The sequence below is a fragment of the Bacillus sp. MYb209 genome (assembly GCF_002975175.1).
In the GTDB taxonomy this organism is placed as follows: domain Bacteria; phylum Bacillota; class Bacilli; order Bacillales; family Bacillaceae_G; genus Bacillus_A.
The window spans coordinates 322392-339901 of sequence record NZ_PCNZ01000003.1 but is presented as its reverse complement, the minus strand read 5'-3'; the positions used below and the strand labels follow the sequence as shown (position 1 = coordinate 339901).

Sequence of the window (17510 nt, the reverse complement as noted above, 5' to 3'; positions counted from 1 at the left end):
GGGACTTGCTCTTCGCACAATTGAGTGCAAACTCCATGGAGTATAAAAGAGAAGACAAGAGAAAGAAACCTGATTAGGCAGTGGAAGTCTGAATTAAAGATTCTTGCTCTTTTCCCAGTCACCGATACAGGGCGTATAGACATACTATTGATGTGGTGGTTTGGAGAAGATTGAGCGTATCTAGAATACCAGTGACCTTAAATTGACTTATTTCGAAACCCCCTTTCGATAATATTTCTCCCATCCCATTTTGAGCTGTCACCTTACGGTGATGGCTTTTGCTTATTTAGATAAAAGGATGATGATGTTTTTTTGTCGAATAGATAGATAGTGGGAGGTGGAGAAAATTAAAAAATTTATAATAAGCTTAGAAGCAATCGATGGTAAACAACACGAATTTGAAGTTGAGTATAAAAAGACAGTAACCGTTACTGCTATAGAGAACTCTATACAAGCAAGAGAAGCTAGATTCTTCAGATTTGGAGACCGTATGATTAATTTGGACAATGTATTCTCTTTAGTGGTAAAAGAGAAGAAAGATTAAATGCAATAACATCTATAACAGGTGCTTTTCTTACGATTAGTCAACCTGTATTTATAGATTTTTGATGGATTGGGCAAAAATCTATATCGCACATGTATCTACGTATAACGCATACTAAATACCCCTAATATGGATTCGTTTTTTTACTAGGGGGAGATATGATGAATGAAACTATGATGTTAGGCCGTTAACCTATAATCATAGTGTATATCGTGTGTAATAAGATGAAAAAGAAGCTTTAGTAACTTATTTACACACGCAATGGACGCAACTATATGACATTTGTTATATGGTTGCGTTTTTAATTTATCGTAGTACTCTATAATGTGATTTCGCCCGTAACGTCGTTAGTTAATCATGTTTTGGATAATCAGGAAAAGTAGTTTTCGTAAATGTTTATTTCCACGTTTATTAATTTTATCTTTAAAAAAGTTTTACCTGATTGAAAGCTACGTATAGCAATATCGGCATACGCATTCAATTGCTTGTTATTGATATCAAATGCAATTACGTGTCTCATAAACTTCCTCCTGACGTATAGTTGAAGTCTTCACCTTACACTTATCGATTCCTATTTCTTATACACGATCTCGAGGACCAACATGCTAAAAACTGATTCAAATAAGGTAAGTGAAGAAGATCAGCTTTTTTACGGATTCAGAATCCAAAAGCACCCACGATCTTTTCTTCACTTCTACTATATAAAAAATAGTAGTGCAACCAAATGCCTTGGTCTGCACTACTATTCTTAGTTTAGTATGTTTTCTTTGTTATATAGAAATTACACATTAAACCAGTGAACATTCTAATAAGACAAACATATGATGAATTCGTGGGACGAGTTATCATATGAGGTGGAACTTGGAGCGCCATACTTATTTGTTGAAGAGTACCTAATGGCGGGTACTCTTTTTATTCATGATCTACATCAGAGATTTCAGGTTTATACTCTAAAAGATCCCCAGGTTGGCATTCTAATGCTTTACAAATAGCATCTAAAGTTGAAATTCTAATTGCTTTTGCTTTTCCATTTTTTAATATAGAAAGGTTAGCCATAGTAATTCCAACTTTCTCTGAAAGTTCAGTTACACTCATTTTTCTTTTCGCTAGCATTACATCAATATTCACGATAATTGCCATGTTATTCACCTCAGACCGTTAAATCATTTTCTGATTTTATATCTATCGCATCTTTTAAAAGTCTTTGGAGAACAGCAGCAAAGACTGCGATAACCATTGAAGAAAAGATCATGAGCATGCCAAGTATAATAATACCAGGTGCATCATCTCTTTCCGCCACAAGATAGAAGAGTGGCATACCTACCACATATAAAATACTGATTGTTACTGCGCAGTTTTTTATCTTTTTTAAAGCTCTAACAGATAATTTCGAGAAGGCGTTACCCTTGTCAATGAAGCTTACAAGTTTAAAAGCTTGATACAGAGCAAAATAAAAAGGTAGCACCGTTGCATACAGATTGATTAAAATAAGATATTTTATATATGCAATATCGGGATACAATTCCGCTGCATAATTCCCTATGTTAGGAACTAAAAATATACACAAAGCAAGAACAGGGATTCCAATCAGAATAATAGCTGTCTTTAAAAAGAGTGTTGATCCTTGTTTCATATAAAGCACCTCATTTATTAATTATCTATTTAATCTAACATGAAATTTATCGTTTAACAATAAATTTTTATTTATTATAATCGTGTTTTTATTGTTAAGCAAATTTGAATTTCAGATAAAAATAAAAAGTACTGCTCTTTATAAAAAAGGGCGACTTCCTGTAATAAAAAAGTATGATGAATATAACAAGGTGGTATATATCATTGTTCCTTTGACGAAATATAGTAAAGATAATCGTTCCTTCTTTCTGTAAATGATGTTATGTTAAAAGTAACGATTAAGTCTTTCTTATAATAAGAGTTTTTAGAAAATCAATATTTTTCGTAATTTGAAGAGGTGTTAATGAAATGAAATCGTACACGCAATTTGAACGAAGAAAACACATACTAGATGAGTTAGAAAAGTACAACCGAGTTATGGTAAATGATTTAGCGAAGGTATTAAATGTTACAACAGAAACGATACGAAGAGATTTAGATATGTTGCACAAGGAAGGGCAACTTACGAAAATACATGGTGGTGCAATTAAGAAAAAAGATCAAACACTAGAATTTCATTTTGATAAACGTCGAGCTGAGAATATTGAAGAAAAACGAAAAATTGCAATGGAAGCAAGTAAACTCGTAGAAGATAATGATATTATCGCAATTGAAATTGGGACAACCACAATGCAAATTTTAGATTACATACACGATAAAAAGAATTTGACGATTTTAACAAACTCGATACCAGCTGTAAATAAAATTATTGAGCTTAAAGAACAATATGATTCCTTTGATTGCAGGTTAATAGTCATTGGAGGAATATTGAATACAAATTCATTAGCATTGTCTGGAGAAATGACGTTAAACTATCTTGACCATTTCACTGTTAATAAGTTATTTGCTTCGTGTGACGGAATTTCTTTAGAAAAAGAACTAACATGTTCGTATATTGAAGATGCACAAATATATAAGCAGTTAAAGAATAATGCCAAACAAGTTGTAATGATGGTAGATGAGTCAAAGTTTAATTTAACAAAGTTTTATAAAAGCGGGAGTTTTAGTGACATAGATGCATTATATACAAATGCTAAGCTTGATGAAGAGTGGGAAAATATGTTAAAAAGTAATGGGATTGAAGTGATAATAGTATAGAAATAAAATTTTAAAGTAGACTATTTCTTAGTAGATAAGAAATAGTCTTTTTTGTTTATATGTTGTTTTATTTTGTTAATTTGTTGTTTTTACAATTAGTTAACAAATTAACAACATTGTGTTAATAATATACTCGTACAATATGAATTAGGAGGTGGCAAGAATGCAAATAAAACTATCAAAAGCTGTGTTCTTTTTAATACCAGTTGGAATACCTCTAATATTGTTTTGGATTATTCCGAATTTCATTAGTTTAGGTATTAGTTTTACTGATTGGGATTTTATGACGAATGATTTTAATTTTGTTGGTTTAGAAAACTATTTCAATTTATTTACACAAGATTCTTTTATGCAAGCATTGCTAAATACGTTTTATTTCGGAATTGGAACAGTCATTCCGACGATTGCATTAGGTTTAGGATTCGCATTATTCTTCCGAAATAAATTCAAAGGTTCTGCATTGTACCAATTAATGATTTTTTCACCTTGGGTAACGCCAACAATAGCTGTATCCATTGTGTGGTCACTTTTATATGAACCTCAATTTGGAGTTATTAATAAAGTTCTAAACTTTTTCGGGATACCAGGTTTGGATTGGCTTCAGAGTAGTCAAACAGCGATGTTAGCAGTCATTATTGTGACAGTTTGGAAATTAGTTGGTTGGACGATGATCTTCTATATTGGCGCATTAGAAAAAGTTCCAGATAGTTTATATGAAGCAGCTAGTATTGACGGAGCAAATTCATGGCAGAAATTTAGATATGTAACATTGCCAATGGTTTCATCAACAACTTTCTTTTTAGTTGTTGTCAATACAATTTCTTCAGTGCAGGCTTACGATCAAATAAAAATTTTAACACAAGGTGGACCTAGTGGTTCGACGCGTACGTTACTTTATTTATTCTTCCAACAAGGGTTTGAACAATTTGATATGGGATCTGCAACAGCAATCGCATTTATCATACTAATCATTACAATTTTACTATCTGTTATTAACAAAATAATAGGTGATAAGTGGGTGAACTATTAAGGTGAATAACATGAAAAAAGGTCCATTAATCGTAAAGCATCTCTTTTTAGCATTATCAAGTATACTATTTGTTTTTCCGTTCATATGGATGGTACTTGGCTCGTTTAAAACATCTAGTGAAGTATTACAAGGAGGTTTTTGGCCTAAAGAATTTCACTGGGAAAATTATCGGCAAGTATTAGACATACTACCATTTAACACATATTTATTTAATAGTTTTTATACATCTTTCATCATTACTATATATGTGCTTGTTTCATCTGCACTGTTTGCTTATATGTTGGCATTTTATAAGTTTAAAGGTAAAAATCTTACATTTAGTGTTGTGATGGCAACCTATATGATTCCTGGAGCTGTATCGTATGTTCCTGTATATGTAATGTTAGGGAAGTTTGGTCTACTTGATTCACATTTTGGATACATGATTTCTATGGCTGTTAGCGTATTCGGTATTTTCTATTTAAAACAAACGTTCCACAAAGTTGGTTTTGAAATAGTAGAAGCAGCCAAAATTGATGGAGCGAGTGATTGGCGAATTCTTTGGAAAATCATTTTTCCGATGACACGATCATCATTTGTAACATTAGGATTGGTCACATTTATTGGTAACTATAATAATTACATCTGGCCAGCTCTTATTTTGAAAGATAATACACAAAAGTTAATTACGAATGGAATTGCTGATTATTTCATTAATAGTTCTTTAGGACGAGATTGGTCACACATTATGGTTGCAAGTACAATCGCAACAGTGCCGCTCTTAATCGTATTTTTAATTCTACAAAAATGGTTCCTATCTGGTGTTACTGATTCAGGAATAAAGGGGTAATTAAATAGTAAAGGGGATATGTGGGATGAAAAAAATATTCATGCTTCTAACAGTTTTAACATTGTTTGTTAGTGCACTTGCGGGTTGTTCAGGCGGTAAAGGAAGTACGGTTAAAGCAAGTAAAGAAGGCGAGAAGGTTGTTGTTCCATTCATTAATGGAGTAGGTGGTTCGCTTGCAGATGGTGTAGACAAAATCGTGGAAGAATACAATAAAAGTCAGGACAAATATGTAGTGAAAACGACGAAAGCAGGTAACTACGATGAGTCTTATCAAAAGCTACAAAGTGGATTTGCAGCGAATAACCAAGAAGCAATCGCATTACTAGGTTCAGACGTCATTCAAGAATATGTTAAAAAACAGTTAATCGTACCTTTAGATGAATCTGTTAAAAATGATACGGATTTTAAAAAAGAAGATTATGGAAAAGGTTTTATGGAGCAAGCAACAATTGACGGGAAGTTATATGGAATTCCGTTTTACGGTACAACACAAATCTTTTATTATAATAAAAAAGCATTAGCGGAAAATGGCTTTACAAAAGATGATTTAAAGACGTGGGAAGGTGTAGAAAAGGTAGCAAAAACAGTCGCAAAACGTGGTGAAAACGGAAATGTTTCATATGCAGGCTGGATGCCAATGTGGGGGACGTCAAACTTAATTGATGCAGTCCGTAGTGCTGGTGGCAATGTATTAAGTGAAGATGGTAAAAAAGTATTAATTAACGATGATACTTGGGTTACGGTATGGGAGAAATTCCGTACATGGCTTCATGAAGATAAAATTATGAAAATACATTCAGGTGGTACTGGATGGGAATATTGGGATAAAACAGTAATTGATTTAGTCGAAGGTAGAACATTAGGGTTCACAGGATCATCTGGTGACCAAGCATTTGTTTTTAAATCATTAGGTAAAGGAATGACGGAAGAAGAACGTCTTAACACTTTTGAAGCATTACCTCAACCAGCTTGGGGGAATAATAAACCAGCGCCAAAATTAGAAACATACTTATTCACATTAACGAGAAATATTGACCCAGAAGTAGCAAAAGGTGCATATGACTTTATGAAATTTGCGACAAGTACTGAGAAAACGGCTGAATGGTCCATGGCAACAGGCTATATCCCTGTTCGTAACAATGTAACAGAGTACGGTCCATATGCTGAATTTGTTAAAAAACAACCACAAGCATTAGTTCCGTTAGAACAAGCAAACAATAATGGAGTGGGACCATTTGTAGATCCAACGGGCGGGAAAATTAATGACGCTTTAAATGTAGCTAAAGATAAAGTAGAGATTGAAGGAGTTCCAGCAAAGAAAGCATTAGATGAAGCAGCTAAAGTTGCGCAAGAAGAATTAGATAAAGTGCTGAAAAAGAAGAAATAAACCTGTTTGCAGTACGAACGTGAGGTGCTTTTGAACGAAGGAAGTGCCTCTAAAATACCTTCATTAAAACTTAAAAAGGTGTGAGAACTATGATCGAAATAACAAGTACGATAACACTTTCTCCATTCGTAAAAAATAAACATTGCTTCCAAATGGATGAAACTGATATTACAAACTTTACATTAACAATTGATCAAGGGGATAGCCGAAAAATTCCGCTTTTATTAATCTTGAGAGATCCTAACGGTTATGTACGTATACAATATCAAACGCCAATTATAAATGAAAAATTAGTCGTTTCGAAAGATTCAAAGTTTTGTTCCGCTGGTTGTATTGGAGGAGAAATACAGTCAGGTAATTGGGAATTAGAAGTCGTGTATATCCCTCATTGTGCAAAGAAAGTAGTAAAGTTTACCGGAGAAAAAGTTGACTATACAGTAAATATAGAAGTGAATGATCAGTTGGAGCGAAAGTATAATAGAGAGCATTTTTGTAAGGGAAATGTTTTTATCGATGATGACCGTTTTAATAAGGTAGTAAATGAAGAACATCGCTGGTACAAAGGGGATTTTCATGAACATACAGATTTAACAGATGGCGAGATAGATGATGAACTTGGAATGAAAGTATGTGAAAAACAAGAATTAGATTTTTTATATGCGACGGAGCATAATATCGTTATGCCATCTTATGAAAAAGGAAACACATTAATTATACCATCTATGGAACTTACAACTCCTTTCGGTCATTACAACATATTTGGTATAAGAGAATTCGTTGATTTTACAGAGTATGTAGATGAATCATTTAGCGCTGAAAAAATGAATGCACTATTTTCACTCATGAAAGAAAAAGGTTATTTATTGAGTGTGAATCATCCATTTATGAAGCCTTGGGCGAACCAAGTTAATATTAACTTAGAAAATGTTCATACGATGGAAATTATGTGTGATCCAACTTATAAAAAAAGTAAATCATCTACTTTAGAAGCTTTGCGTTGTTTCGATCAAATGTGGTCAAATGGTCTTAAAATCTGGGGGATAGGAGGAAGTGATTCTCATTTACATCCGTCTAAAACATTCCCGGGATCAAAAAAACCATCAATTTACGGTGATCCAGGAACATATGTATTATGTAACGGTTTATCTATTAAAAACTTAAAATTTGCGATTCAAAAAGGAAGAATTTATTTCTCTCGATTTAGAAAACTAGCGATAGATATTCAAAACGAAGGTGAAACGATTTATGTCGGCGATGAGGCTAAAGGAAATATTATTTATAACGTTCAAACAGATAAACCGTGTGAGTGGAGACTACTTATAAATGGACGAACGATTGAAAAAGAATACGGCAGCGACATAACCTTTGCATTCTCTTTAAATGAAGGGGCGTACGCTAGAGTTGAGGGATGGGAAGAGGACGAATTAGTAGCGTTTATTAATCCTATTCATAATAAAGTTCAGTATAAAAATATGAAAACATGGAATGAAGTTATAGGGGGAATAAAAGGTGAATAAAGCGATTATTTTTGATAAAGATGGAACATTAATACAGTTAGATTCAGTTTGGTACAAAATTGTGCATCGTGTGTTAGATGATATATTTCAAACGTATCCAAATGAAGAAAGTAAACGAGATGACTACTTAACGATTATTGGTATGAATGATAACGATTTTGAGAGTACGAGTTTACTAGCTTGTCGCACAAATTACTTTATTGCGGCTGCATGGTATTCGTTGCTAGAAAATCAACATGTGGATAAAGATAATTTTATTCATAATGTATGTCTTCTATTCAAAAAGTACTCTACAGCAGATGATCTTGTATTTACAGAAGTGGAAGGTGCAAAGGAAACGTTACGATATTTAAAAGACAATGAATATATTATTGGGGTTGTTACGGCAGATGATGTTGATGCAGCTATTCATTCTCTGAAAATGACTGAGTTATATGATTACGTAGATTTTTTAGGTGCAGATGATGGTGTGAATAGAACAAAGCCTGAAAGTGATTTTTATCATATGTTTAAAGAAAAATTTTCACTTACTGAAGAAGATGTGCTTATGGTAGGTGATACATTAACAGACGTTACATTTGCAAGAAATAGTAATATTAAAGTAGTGGGCGTCTTATCGGGTGCGAGCAGGAAGAAAGATTTAGAAGGAAAAGCGGATTATATTTTAGACAGTATGAAGGATATTTCGAAGATCTTATAAACTGTTTACTGAATATTTTAAATAGAACATATAAACATAGCTCGAATTCTAGGAGGATATTATGGCTCAACTATCATTCAAAAACATTTACAAAAAATATGATCATGATGTGACAATCGTAAAAGATTTTAACCTAGAAGTAAATGATGGAGAATTTATCGTATTGGTTGGCCCTTCAGGGTGTGGGAAATCTACAACATTACGTATGATTGCAGGACTTGAGGAGATTTCAGAGGGCGACTTTTATATTGATGGAAAGCGTGTAAATGATGTTACACCGAAAGATAGAGATATTGCAATGGTATTTCAAAATTATGCGCTTTATCCGCATATGAGTGTTTATGAAAACATGGCGTTTGGATTAAAACTACGAAAATATAGTAAAGAAGAAATTGACCAACGTGTGCAACATGCAGCAAAAATTCTTGGGCTTGAGCAGTATTTAAGCCGGAAGCCAAAAGCACTTTCAGGTGGGCAGCGCCAGCGTGTTGCCTTAGGCCGAGCGATTGTTCGAAATGCAAAGGTATTTTTAATGGACGAGCCTTTATCAAACTTAGATGCGAAGTTGCGTGTTCAAATGCGTGCTGAGATTACAAAATTACATCAACAGCTGCAAACAACAACTGTGTATGTTACACACGATCAAATAGAAGCTATGACGATGGCAACGCGCTTAGTTGTGCTAAAAGATGGTATTGTACAACAAGTCGGTACACCGAAAGAAGTGTATGATAATCCAGAGAATGTATTTGTTGGAGGATTCATTGGTTCTCCTGGAATGAATTTTTTCAAAGGAGTATTAAAAGAAAATGCAGTTATGATTGATAAGTGGAAAATTGAAGTGCCGGAAGAGAAGATGAAAGGCTTGCGAAATAAGGGCTATGTGAATAAAGAAATCATAATAGGAATACGTCCGGAAGACTTTTATTATGGAAAAGCAATCGAGGCTTTACCGTATAACGCAAAAGTAACGGTATCTATTGATGTAGCAGAATTAATGGGAGCAGAAACATATCTATATTCTAACATTAATGGACAATCTTTTGTTGCACGTGTGGACACATCTTTAGATGTGCAAAGTCAATCTAATATAGATCTAGTTTTGAATATGGATAAAGTTCATTATTTCGACTCTAAAACTGAGAAGCGAATTATTTTATCCCGCATTAACAGGCAGTAAACTCCCACCTCAAAATTCGGTGAATACGAGGAAGTCAGGTGGGAGATAACTGCCCGTAAAAGCCCGATTGGTTCAACTAATAATCAGAGGGGGATGGACCCCCCCCTCTGATTAAAGTTTCACTTTATAGATAATAATTAATATGATTATACCTTTAGAATTTCTTCAACTACTACAAATAAATGCATAGTAACACGGCCGATTATCCTTTAGATTACAGGAAATCGGTTTTTTTATATAAAAGATCGCTTAGCCTTTTTGTTGGCAGTGCCCTGTCACAATCAAGCCGAGAAAAACAAATAATCCAAAACGAGAAAATTCTTAAGTTGATGGATGTGTGATGCTACTCCTATGTTAAGATTCGAGTCATTTAAAAAGCAACCTCTATATTGAGTTGTGTTAAAGCGACGTATATGATAAAAAAGATGTATCACTTGTAAAAAATTTGCATCACCTTGAATGAGCTAATACGACAAGAATTCGTGTCGGGCCTAATTAGGGAATGCAGTATAGATCAGTATATAGTATACAAGCATTCCCTTTCTATAATACGGTATGTTTTTAATATAATTAAAAGAAAAGTTTTATGTTCTTTAATATGATGTGACATAATACCAGTGTTTTTCTATTTTTGTGATTTCTTTATATTCATTATTAAAGTCGTATTTGTTTGGTCTAGTATCATTTGGTGTGTAAATAAATCCTGAAAAATTATCTAATATACCACGATAAGTAAAAAAGAAAACAGAAATACCATTTTTATTTTGTTGAATAATTACATCCCCACCGTTTTTGGAAGTGGATGCAAACTGTTTAGGTAAATGAATTTGTCTACTATCATAATGAACATTAGGAGTTAACTCTTTATGTTCTATAAGTGCTATAACTTTTTCACGGTCTTCTTTATAGATAATAAAATCTAAATTTATATAAATCGCATTAAATGGTATACATATCCAAGTAATTACTATGATTAGTTGAATAATTAACGGTTTCCAATTTTTGTATTTGATGAGATGTATGATTGTGAAAATTAATATTAAGAAAAACAATCCATGAACTATTATTGAAAGAAATGGCATAACAAATGGGGTAAGGAATTCAACTAAATACCATTTGAAAAAATGATAAAGTATAAGAGCGATACCGCTTATTAATGTAATTTTGGTTAAATTCTTATTCAAATTTTGAATCTCCTTTCTATACTAAAAACTATGTGATTTTAGTATGAATATAATATATGTTTTTTCATAAATTGCCCTTGTTTTCATTTTATTAACTTTGTGATGATTAATATTTTGAATATATCATAGGTTTGAAATTAAATAAACGGACATTAAATTTTTATATTTTATATAGAATAACAGTTAAATAAAAGTGAGGGAAGTTTTCAAAATAGACTAGTTTTTTATTTTAAATGTAATTTGATTTGTTTCATAAAATAGATCCAGTTCCGGTAAAATCAGTTGCAACAAGTGAACATTACGTTCATTGTGTATGTTATTCGTTTTTTAACGTTTTAGAAAACTGGTTATTGTTAGTTTCGTGACAATGGGGAATTAATAACAAAAAAGAATAAATATAAGCTTGCGTAAATGTTATGTAAAATAAAATCCTTGTTTACATACGAATGTTACATTGAGGATGTTGAAAACAGCTTATGGAGGTACAACAATGAAGAATCTTCGTAAAAAGATAATGAGGCTAGCATTAATAGAAGCTATTCTGGACGTAAGCAATTTGTAAGGAATGAGTAAGAAAAAAGAGATTTTCATAGTATAAAATATTTATTATACCTGCGTATAACACCTACTACTAATAATGTGTTATAATACGAATTAGCAACATAAAGGAAAGGAATTAGAAAAAATGACCTTACAAAATACTAAAAATTTAAAAAAACAAGTTGCTCCTTTTGAAAAATCAACGGCAAAAAAAAGTGTTTGGCAAATCATCAATACGGTAGTGCCATTTATTATCTTATGGTACCTTGCTTATAAAAGTTTGTCCGTTTCTTATTGGTTAGCATTAGTTCCAGCTGTATTAGCCGCTGGATTTATGACACGGATTTTCATTATTTTTCATGATTGTACCCATCATTCTTTTTTTAAAAGTCGTCGTGTAAATAGAATAGTAGGGACATGTATGGGTGTTTTAACTTTATTCCCATTTGATCAATGGGGGCATGAACATTCCGTTCATCACGCTACAAGTGGTAATTTGGATAAGCGAGGTACAGGAGATATTTGGACGCTTACAGTGAATGAATATTTAGCAGCGCCATTTAGACTCCGTTTAGCATATCGTTTATATCGCAATCCATTGGTTATGTTTGGGTTAGGTCCGATTTATGTTTTCCTACTTAAAAATAGATTTAACAGAAAAGGTGCCAGAAAGAAGGAACGCATGAACACCTATTTGACGAATGTTCTAATCGTTGCTTTAGTAGGGTTACTATGCTGGTCACTCGGATGGCAATCGTTTCTTTTAGTGCATGGTACTATATTCTTAATAGCAGGTTCAGTAGGTATTTGGCTGTTTTACGTACAGCACACGTTCGAAGACTCTTATTTTGAAGAAGATAAAGAGTGGGAATATGTGAAAGCGGCAGTGGAAGGAAGTTCTTTCTATAAACTACCTAAAATTTTACAATTCCTTACTGGTAATATTGGATTTCATCATGTTCACCATTTAAGTCCAAGAGTACCTAACTATAAACTAGAAGAGGCACACAATAATACGATTCCTTTAAAAAATGTACCAACGATTACTCTTGCTACAAGTTTGCGGTCAATCCGTTTCCGTCTTTGGGATGAGCAAAACAACAATTTTGTTAGCTTTAAAGACGTCAAAAATTTAGTGAAAAACAATGTTTCTATTCCAGTAAAATCAGAACTATAACTTCATCATATATGACTGACTCCCCTTAACCATTTTCGATTTAAGGGGAGTCTTTGTTTGACTAGTAGATGCAAAACTTAAATGATTTAAATTGTAATTGCGGAGGATTAGGAAATAGTAGGTATTAATATAAGAGGACGATAAAAATATTATGTTAACAATTTGAGGCGATTGATATTACTTTTTTCAATAGATATTATACTTAGTCTCTGAGTATATTTCATCTGGTGTGCATCATGTCTTACAAGAAACGTATGATTTAAAACTTAATACAATCTGCAGCAAATACATATGAAAATGATGTTACCTTAATAATAAAAGGGTATTACGCTATGAAATAAATGATAATAAGAACAGCAAAATTATTTTAGAATAACAAAATACGAAACGGACAAACTCAATTATCCTTGAATTTGTCCGTTCAGTTATTGGTGAAAAAGGAGGAGTATGTAAATGAAATGTGCATATAGTCTAAAACTGTTTAAAGATATGTGAATGTATTTAAAGTGGGTTTCATTAGATTTATTTATTACTTTTTAGTTTGCCTAGATAGTTCAACAGACTTTTGCGTACAACGCTGCATAGCTGAAATGATGGCTGTTCGTAAGCCTTTTTCCTCTAATGTTGCTACAGCTTCTATTGTTGTTCCGCCTGGGGAACAAACCATATCTTTCAATGCACCTGGATGCATTCCTGTTTCTAGTACCATTTTTGCAGAGCCTAACACAGCTTGAGCTGCGAATTTATATGCTTGATTTCTTGGCATACCATCTAGTACAGCAGCATCTGCCATCGCTTCTATAATCATATATACGTATGCTGGCGAAGAACCACTTACAGAAGTTACAACATCCATTAATTTTTCGCTTACGATCTCTGTTTGACCAAAACTATTAAAAATGTTTAGTACATCTTCTAAATCTTTTTCTGTCACCATTTCATTAGGACATAACGCAGACATTCCTTCTCCAACAAGAGCAGGTGTATTAGGCATTACTCTTACAACCCTTAACTTTTTATGAAAGGCATCCTCAGTACTTTTAATGCTTTTCCCTGCAGCGATCGTTACGATGATAACATCGTTTTTAATCACTTCTTTTATTTCATTAATTATTGATGCGTATAGGTCTGGTTTAATTGATAAAATTAAAATATCAGCATTTTTAGCTACTTCATTGTTGTCAGTTGTTGTAGTTAGTCCATATTTTTCACTAGCATGTTTTAAATTAGTAGTGTTTAAATCTGAACAAATGATTTTATTTGAAGACACTATATTTTTGTTTATCATCCCGCCAATCATAGCCATTCCCATATTTCCGCATCCGATGAATCCAATTTGTTTGTCCATAATAACTCAATCTGGCTCCTTTTATCATAAATTATATCGGTCTGATATTGTTATTCTAAAATAATAATGATATCTCCATGCAATATAAAGAAACATTTTAAGAGAGTGTGTGCCTTTTTGCAATACAAAATATAAAAATAAATTATATTCGACATTATGTAAGTACACGCATTATATTTAAAGATTTTATGTTATATACCTTGGTATGGAGAACAATATATGTTATTAATCGCATGAATGACAGGAGAGATTTTTTAAAAGATTTTATGTTTATGAATATGAGTATAGTTATATCAATTTTCACTATCATCCAGTATGTCCATAATCTCATACAAGAAACTTGTCATCATATTCATTTTGCAAAATACCTCTTGACACAAAAACGAACTATATAGCATAATATAAAAAATTAAATTGAAAATCGTTGAAGGGAACTAGTACATATGTCTTCTTGCGAAAGAGAGTGGAATTCACCGGCTGAAAGATTCCTCGTATAGAAAGTATCGAACCTATCCCCGAGTCTTAAATGAAAGTTTAGGCGTACGCCTGCGTTATAGGCGCCAAGTGGATATCTATGTATATCAATTAAGGTGGTACCGCGGAACAATGACCGTTTCGTCCTTTTTATTTTATTAAGGGCGAAGCGGTCATTTTTATTTTGCTCTTTAATACTATAGGTGCAGCACTGAAGAGGATAGACAGAGCTGCAAACTGTATAAATAAAAGTGTAATTTATAAAAACCTTTGATTTTAGACTTGGGGGATACAAAAGTGAGAAAACAACGAATTGTTGTAAAGATTGGGAGCAGTTCCTTGGCAGCAAGTCATGGAGGCATCTGTAAAGAACAACTTTCAGATCACGTTGCCGCATTGGCACGATTGAAAGAGGAAGGGCATGAAATTTTGCTAATTACATCTGGGGCAGTCGCTGCAGGTTTTTCTGCTCTAGGGTATCCTAGTAGACCTGTGACAATTAAAGGGAAACAGGCTGCTGCCGCTGTCGGGCAAAGTTTATTAATGCAGGCGTACACGGAGGAATTCCGTAAATATGGTATCGTTACTGCACAACTTTTACTAACGAGAAGTGATTTTTCTAGAAAAGAACAATACAGTAACGCTTACGCTACTTTAGGAGAGCTATTAAACCGTTCCGCTCTTCCTATAATCAATGAAAATGATTCCATTTCTTTAGAAGAGCTGACGTTCGGTGATAATGATATGCTGTCATCTTTAGTAAGCGGACTTGTTTCGGCAGATATGCTCATGATTTTTACCGATGTGAACGGTTTATATGACCAAAATCCTCAGAAAAATACGGATGCAAAAAAATATCATTTCCTTCCTGAGGTAACGGAAGAAATTGCTTCTCTGGCAGGAGATGCTGGCTCAAAACTTGGGACTGGCGGTATGAAATCAAAAATCGATGCTGCAAAGACGGCACTATCTCTTGGGGTGAGTGTATTTATCGGAACAGGACGTGGACAGGAGAAGTTTTTAGATGTTTTGAAGGGCAAAGGTGATGGAACGTATATCGGGAATGCTCCTCAAAAAGTGATTAAGATGAACAAGCAATGGATCGCCTTGCATTCGCTTGTTAGCGGACAAATTGAAATAGATGCCGGGGCGGCTACTGCTATCATTCAGCATGGAAAGAGTCTTCTTCCTGCTGGTGTTACTAATGTGTCAGGATTTTTCCAAGCGGGCGAAGTCGTGGAAGTAATTACGCAACAAGGGCACGTAATAGGAAAAGGACAATGCAGATATAGTGCAGAGGAACTGAGGGATCTAAAAGGTATGCAGAGCCATGATATTCAAGCAAGAGGCGAAAGGCATAGTTATGAAGTTATCCATAGGGATCATTGGGTTTCAGTTTAAGAATAGAGAGCGCTCTAATTCTAATAAGCAGGAAAGATTTAGATGATAGTGCATTACTAGAGTTAAACGGCTCTCAAATTTTATACTGATTAACCTTAAAAAGGAGGAAATAAAAATGAATGAAGTGTTAGCAAAGGGACAAAAAGCGAAAAAAATCGCTAGAGAACTTGTGCTTAAATCTACAAATCAAAAAAACGAAGCACTTGCTGCGATTGCTGATCAGCTGATAGTAGAAACAGCTTATATTTTAGAGGAAAACAAACAGGATATCGAAGAAGGTAAGGCAAAAGGATTTTCTGATTCTCTTCTTGATCGTCTTATGCTGAATGAACAGCGTATCATTGATATGACTGAAGGTATTAAGCAACTAATTGATTTACGTGATCCTGTTGGAGAATGTGTAAGTGCATGGGAAAGACCAAATGGATTATCTATTCAGGAGATGCGCGTACCACTTGGTGTTGTCGGAATGATTTATGAGGCAAGGCCGAATGTGACAGTGGATGCTGCTACAATTTGCTTAAAAACAGGAAACGCAGTAATATTGCGTGGTAGTTCTTCTGCTGTCTATTCTAACAAAGCTATCGTTGCTGTTATTCACCGAGCGCTCAAACAAACAAGTTTGCCTCCAGAAAGCGTACAGCTTATAGAAGATACATCACGAGATAGTGCAAAGCAGTTGTTTACATTGAATGAGTACTTGGATGTTCTTATCCCAAGAGGCGGCAAGCAGTTAATAGATACTGTAGTGAGAGAAGCATCTGTTCCAGTACTTGAAACAGGTGCGGGAAATTGTCATATTTTCATTGATGAAACAGCGGATAAACAAATGGCATTTGATATTATTATAAACGCAAAAACGCAGCGTCCATCTGTATGTAATGCAATTGAAACGATTATACTTCATGAGAATTGGGCGCAGCGATTTGGTAGCGAGCTGTTTTCTTCCTTGAAGGAAAGAGGCGTGGAGCTACGTGGTGATAATAAAGCATTGGCAATTGATTCTTCTATTGCATCAGCTTCAGAAGAAGACTGGGAAACAGAGTTTTTATCTCTCACACTGGCAGTTAAAGTGGTTTCCACTCCAGAAGAAGCAATTCATCATATAAATACGTATGGATCCATGCATTCCGAAGCGATTATTACAGAGAACGAGGAAAACGTCAGCAAATTTTTCACATCTGTTGATGCCGCGGCGCTTTATCATAATGCATCAACGCGTTTTACTGATGGATTTGAATTCGGATTCGGTGCAGAAATTGGCATCAGTACACAAAAGCTACATGTAAGGGGACCAATGGGGCTACCTGCACTGACTTCCACAAAATATGTGATTCGTGGAAATGGACAGATTCGGAGATAAGAATTATAAAGGAACAATCAAAATAATTTAATGAAGACACCCAATTTAATTCGGGTGTCTTTTGTAA

Annotated in this window: 15 protein-coding genes, 1 pseudogene and 1 other annotated feature; of the genes and pseudogenes, 11 read left to right on the top strand and 5 right to left on the bottom strand. The window is 33.9% G+C overall.

All coding sequences use genetic code 11. The features are described from left to right. Positions 1-346 precede the first annotated feature (346 nt). Positions 347-544, top strand: a complete 198-nt coding sequence (locus CQZ94_RS08850) for a hypothetical protein (RefSeq protein ID WP_033716458.1) — start codon at positions 347-349, stop codon at positions 542-544. Between the two features lie 179 nt (positions 545-723). Here the strand turns inward: CQZ94_RS08850 and CQZ94_RS08845 are convergent. From CQZ94_RS08845 to CQZ94_RS08830, 3 genes and pseudogenes are all read right to left on the bottom strand, one after another. Continuing rightward, a pseudogene (locus CQZ94_RS08845) lies at positions 724-1037 on the bottom strand (transposase); the annotation flags it as partial. A 419-nt stretch (positions 1038-1456) separates the two neighbouring features. Then, the gene (locus CQZ94_RS08835) at positions 1457-1684 is read right to left on the bottom strand and encodes a helix-turn-helix domain-containing protein (protein WP_105585086.1); all 228 of its coding nucleotides are present in this window, start codon (positions 1682-1684) and stop codon (positions 1457-1459) included. Positions 1685-1694: 10 nt separating this feature from the next. After that, a complete protein-coding gene (locus CQZ94_RS08830; RefSeq protein ID WP_105585085.1) occupies positions 1695-2177 on the bottom strand; it encodes a DUF2975 domain-containing protein in 483 nt (160 codons plus the stop codon). A gap of 347 nt (positions 2178-2524) precedes the next feature. Here CQZ94_RS08830 and CQZ94_RS08825 point away from each other — a divergent pair, with 347 nt between their 5' ends. The 7 genes from CQZ94_RS08825 to CQZ94_RS08795 all read left to right on the top strand — a co-directional run bounded on the left by CQZ94_RS08825 (position 2525) and on the right by CQZ94_RS08795 (position 9956). Then, positions 2525-3313, top strand: coding sequence for a DeoR/GlpR family DNA-binding transcription regulator (locus tag CQZ94_RS08825; protein WP_105585084.1), 789 nt, complete (start codon positions 2525-2527; stop codon positions 3311-3313). A 163-nt stretch (positions 3314-3476) separates the two neighbouring features. Beyond that, positions 3477-4343, top strand: a complete 867-nt coding sequence (locus tag CQZ94_RS08820; RefSeq protein ID WP_070143670.1) for a carbohydrate ABC transporter permease — start codon at positions 3477-3479, stop codon at positions 4341-4343. A gap of 10 nt (positions 4344-4353) precedes the next feature. Continuing rightward, entirely contained in the window at positions 4354-5172 is an 819-nt protein-coding gene (locus CQZ94_RS08815; protein ID WP_105585083.1) for a carbohydrate ABC transporter permease, read from the top strand. Between the two features lie 25 nt (positions 5173-5197). Continuing rightward, positions 5198-6559, top strand: a complete 1362-nt coding sequence (locus CQZ94_RS08810; protein ID WP_105585082.1) for an extracellular solute-binding protein — start codon at positions 5198-5200, stop codon at positions 6557-6559. 89 nt (positions 6560-6648) lie between these two features. Beyond that, a complete protein-coding gene (locus CQZ94_RS08805; RefSeq protein WP_105585081.1) occupies positions 6649-8076 on the top strand; it encodes a CehA/McbA family metallohydrolase in 1428 nt (475 codons plus the stop codon). Beyond that, positions 8069-8776: an HAD family hydrolase gene (locus tag CQZ94_RS08800; RefSeq protein WP_105585080.1), complete on the top strand. Its 708-nt coding sequence runs from the start codon at positions 8069-8071 to the stop codon at positions 8774-8776. Before CQZ94_RS08805 ends, CQZ94_RS08800 begins: the two co-directional genes overlap by 8 nt. 61 nt (positions 8777-8837) lie before the next feature. After that, positions 8838-9956: an ABC transporter ATP-binding protein gene (locus tag CQZ94_RS08795; protein WP_105585079.1), complete on the top strand. Its 1119-nt coding sequence runs from the start codon at positions 8838-8840 to the stop codon at positions 9954-9956. A 593-nt stretch (positions 9957-10549) separates the two neighbouring features. On the opposite strand, the gene CQZ94_RS08785 is transcribed toward CQZ94_RS08795, so the two are convergent. Next, positions 10550-11140 carry a hypothetical protein gene (locus CQZ94_RS08785; protein ID WP_105585078.1) on the bottom strand — a complete coding sequence of 197 codons (591 nt, stop codon included), beginning with the start codon at positions 11138-11140 and terminating at the stop codon, positions 10550-10552. A gap of 685 nt (positions 11141-11825) precedes the next feature. On the opposite strand from CQZ94_RS08785, the gene desA reads away from it, so the two are divergent. Then, positions 11826-12857 (top strand): Delta(5) desaturase DesA, encoded by a 1032-nt coding sequence (gene desA, locus CQZ94_RS08780; RefSeq protein ID WP_105585077.1) that lies wholly within the window; start codon positions 11826-11828, stop codon positions 12855-12857. A 529-nt stretch (positions 12858-13386) separates the two neighbouring features. On the opposite strand, the gene proC is transcribed toward desA, so the two are convergent. Further along, complete coding sequence (proC, locus tag CQZ94_RS08775; protein WP_105585076.1) at positions 13387-14205, bottom strand: pyrroline-5-carboxylate reductase; 819 nt, start codon at positions 14203-14205, stop codon at positions 13387-13389. Positions 14206-14620: 415 nt separating this feature from the next. Then, positions 14621-14831 (top strand) — a binding site (T-box leader). Positions 14832-14976: 145 nt separating this feature from the next. On the opposite strand from proC, the gene proB reads away from it, so the two are divergent. Both proB and CQZ94_RS08765 read left to right on the top strand, forming a co-directional pair. Then, positions 14977-16080, top strand: coding sequence for a glutamate 5-kinase (gene proB, locus CQZ94_RS08770; protein ID WP_142395789.1), 1104 nt, complete (start codon positions 14977-14979; stop codon positions 16078-16080). Positions 16081-16195: 115 nt separating this feature from the next. Continuing rightward, positions 16196-17443: a glutamate-5-semialdehyde dehydrogenase gene (locus CQZ94_RS08765; RefSeq protein ID WP_105585075.1), complete on the top strand. Its 1248-nt coding sequence runs from the start codon at positions 16196-16198 to the stop codon at positions 17441-17443. Positions 17444-17510: the final 67 nt, after the last annotated feature.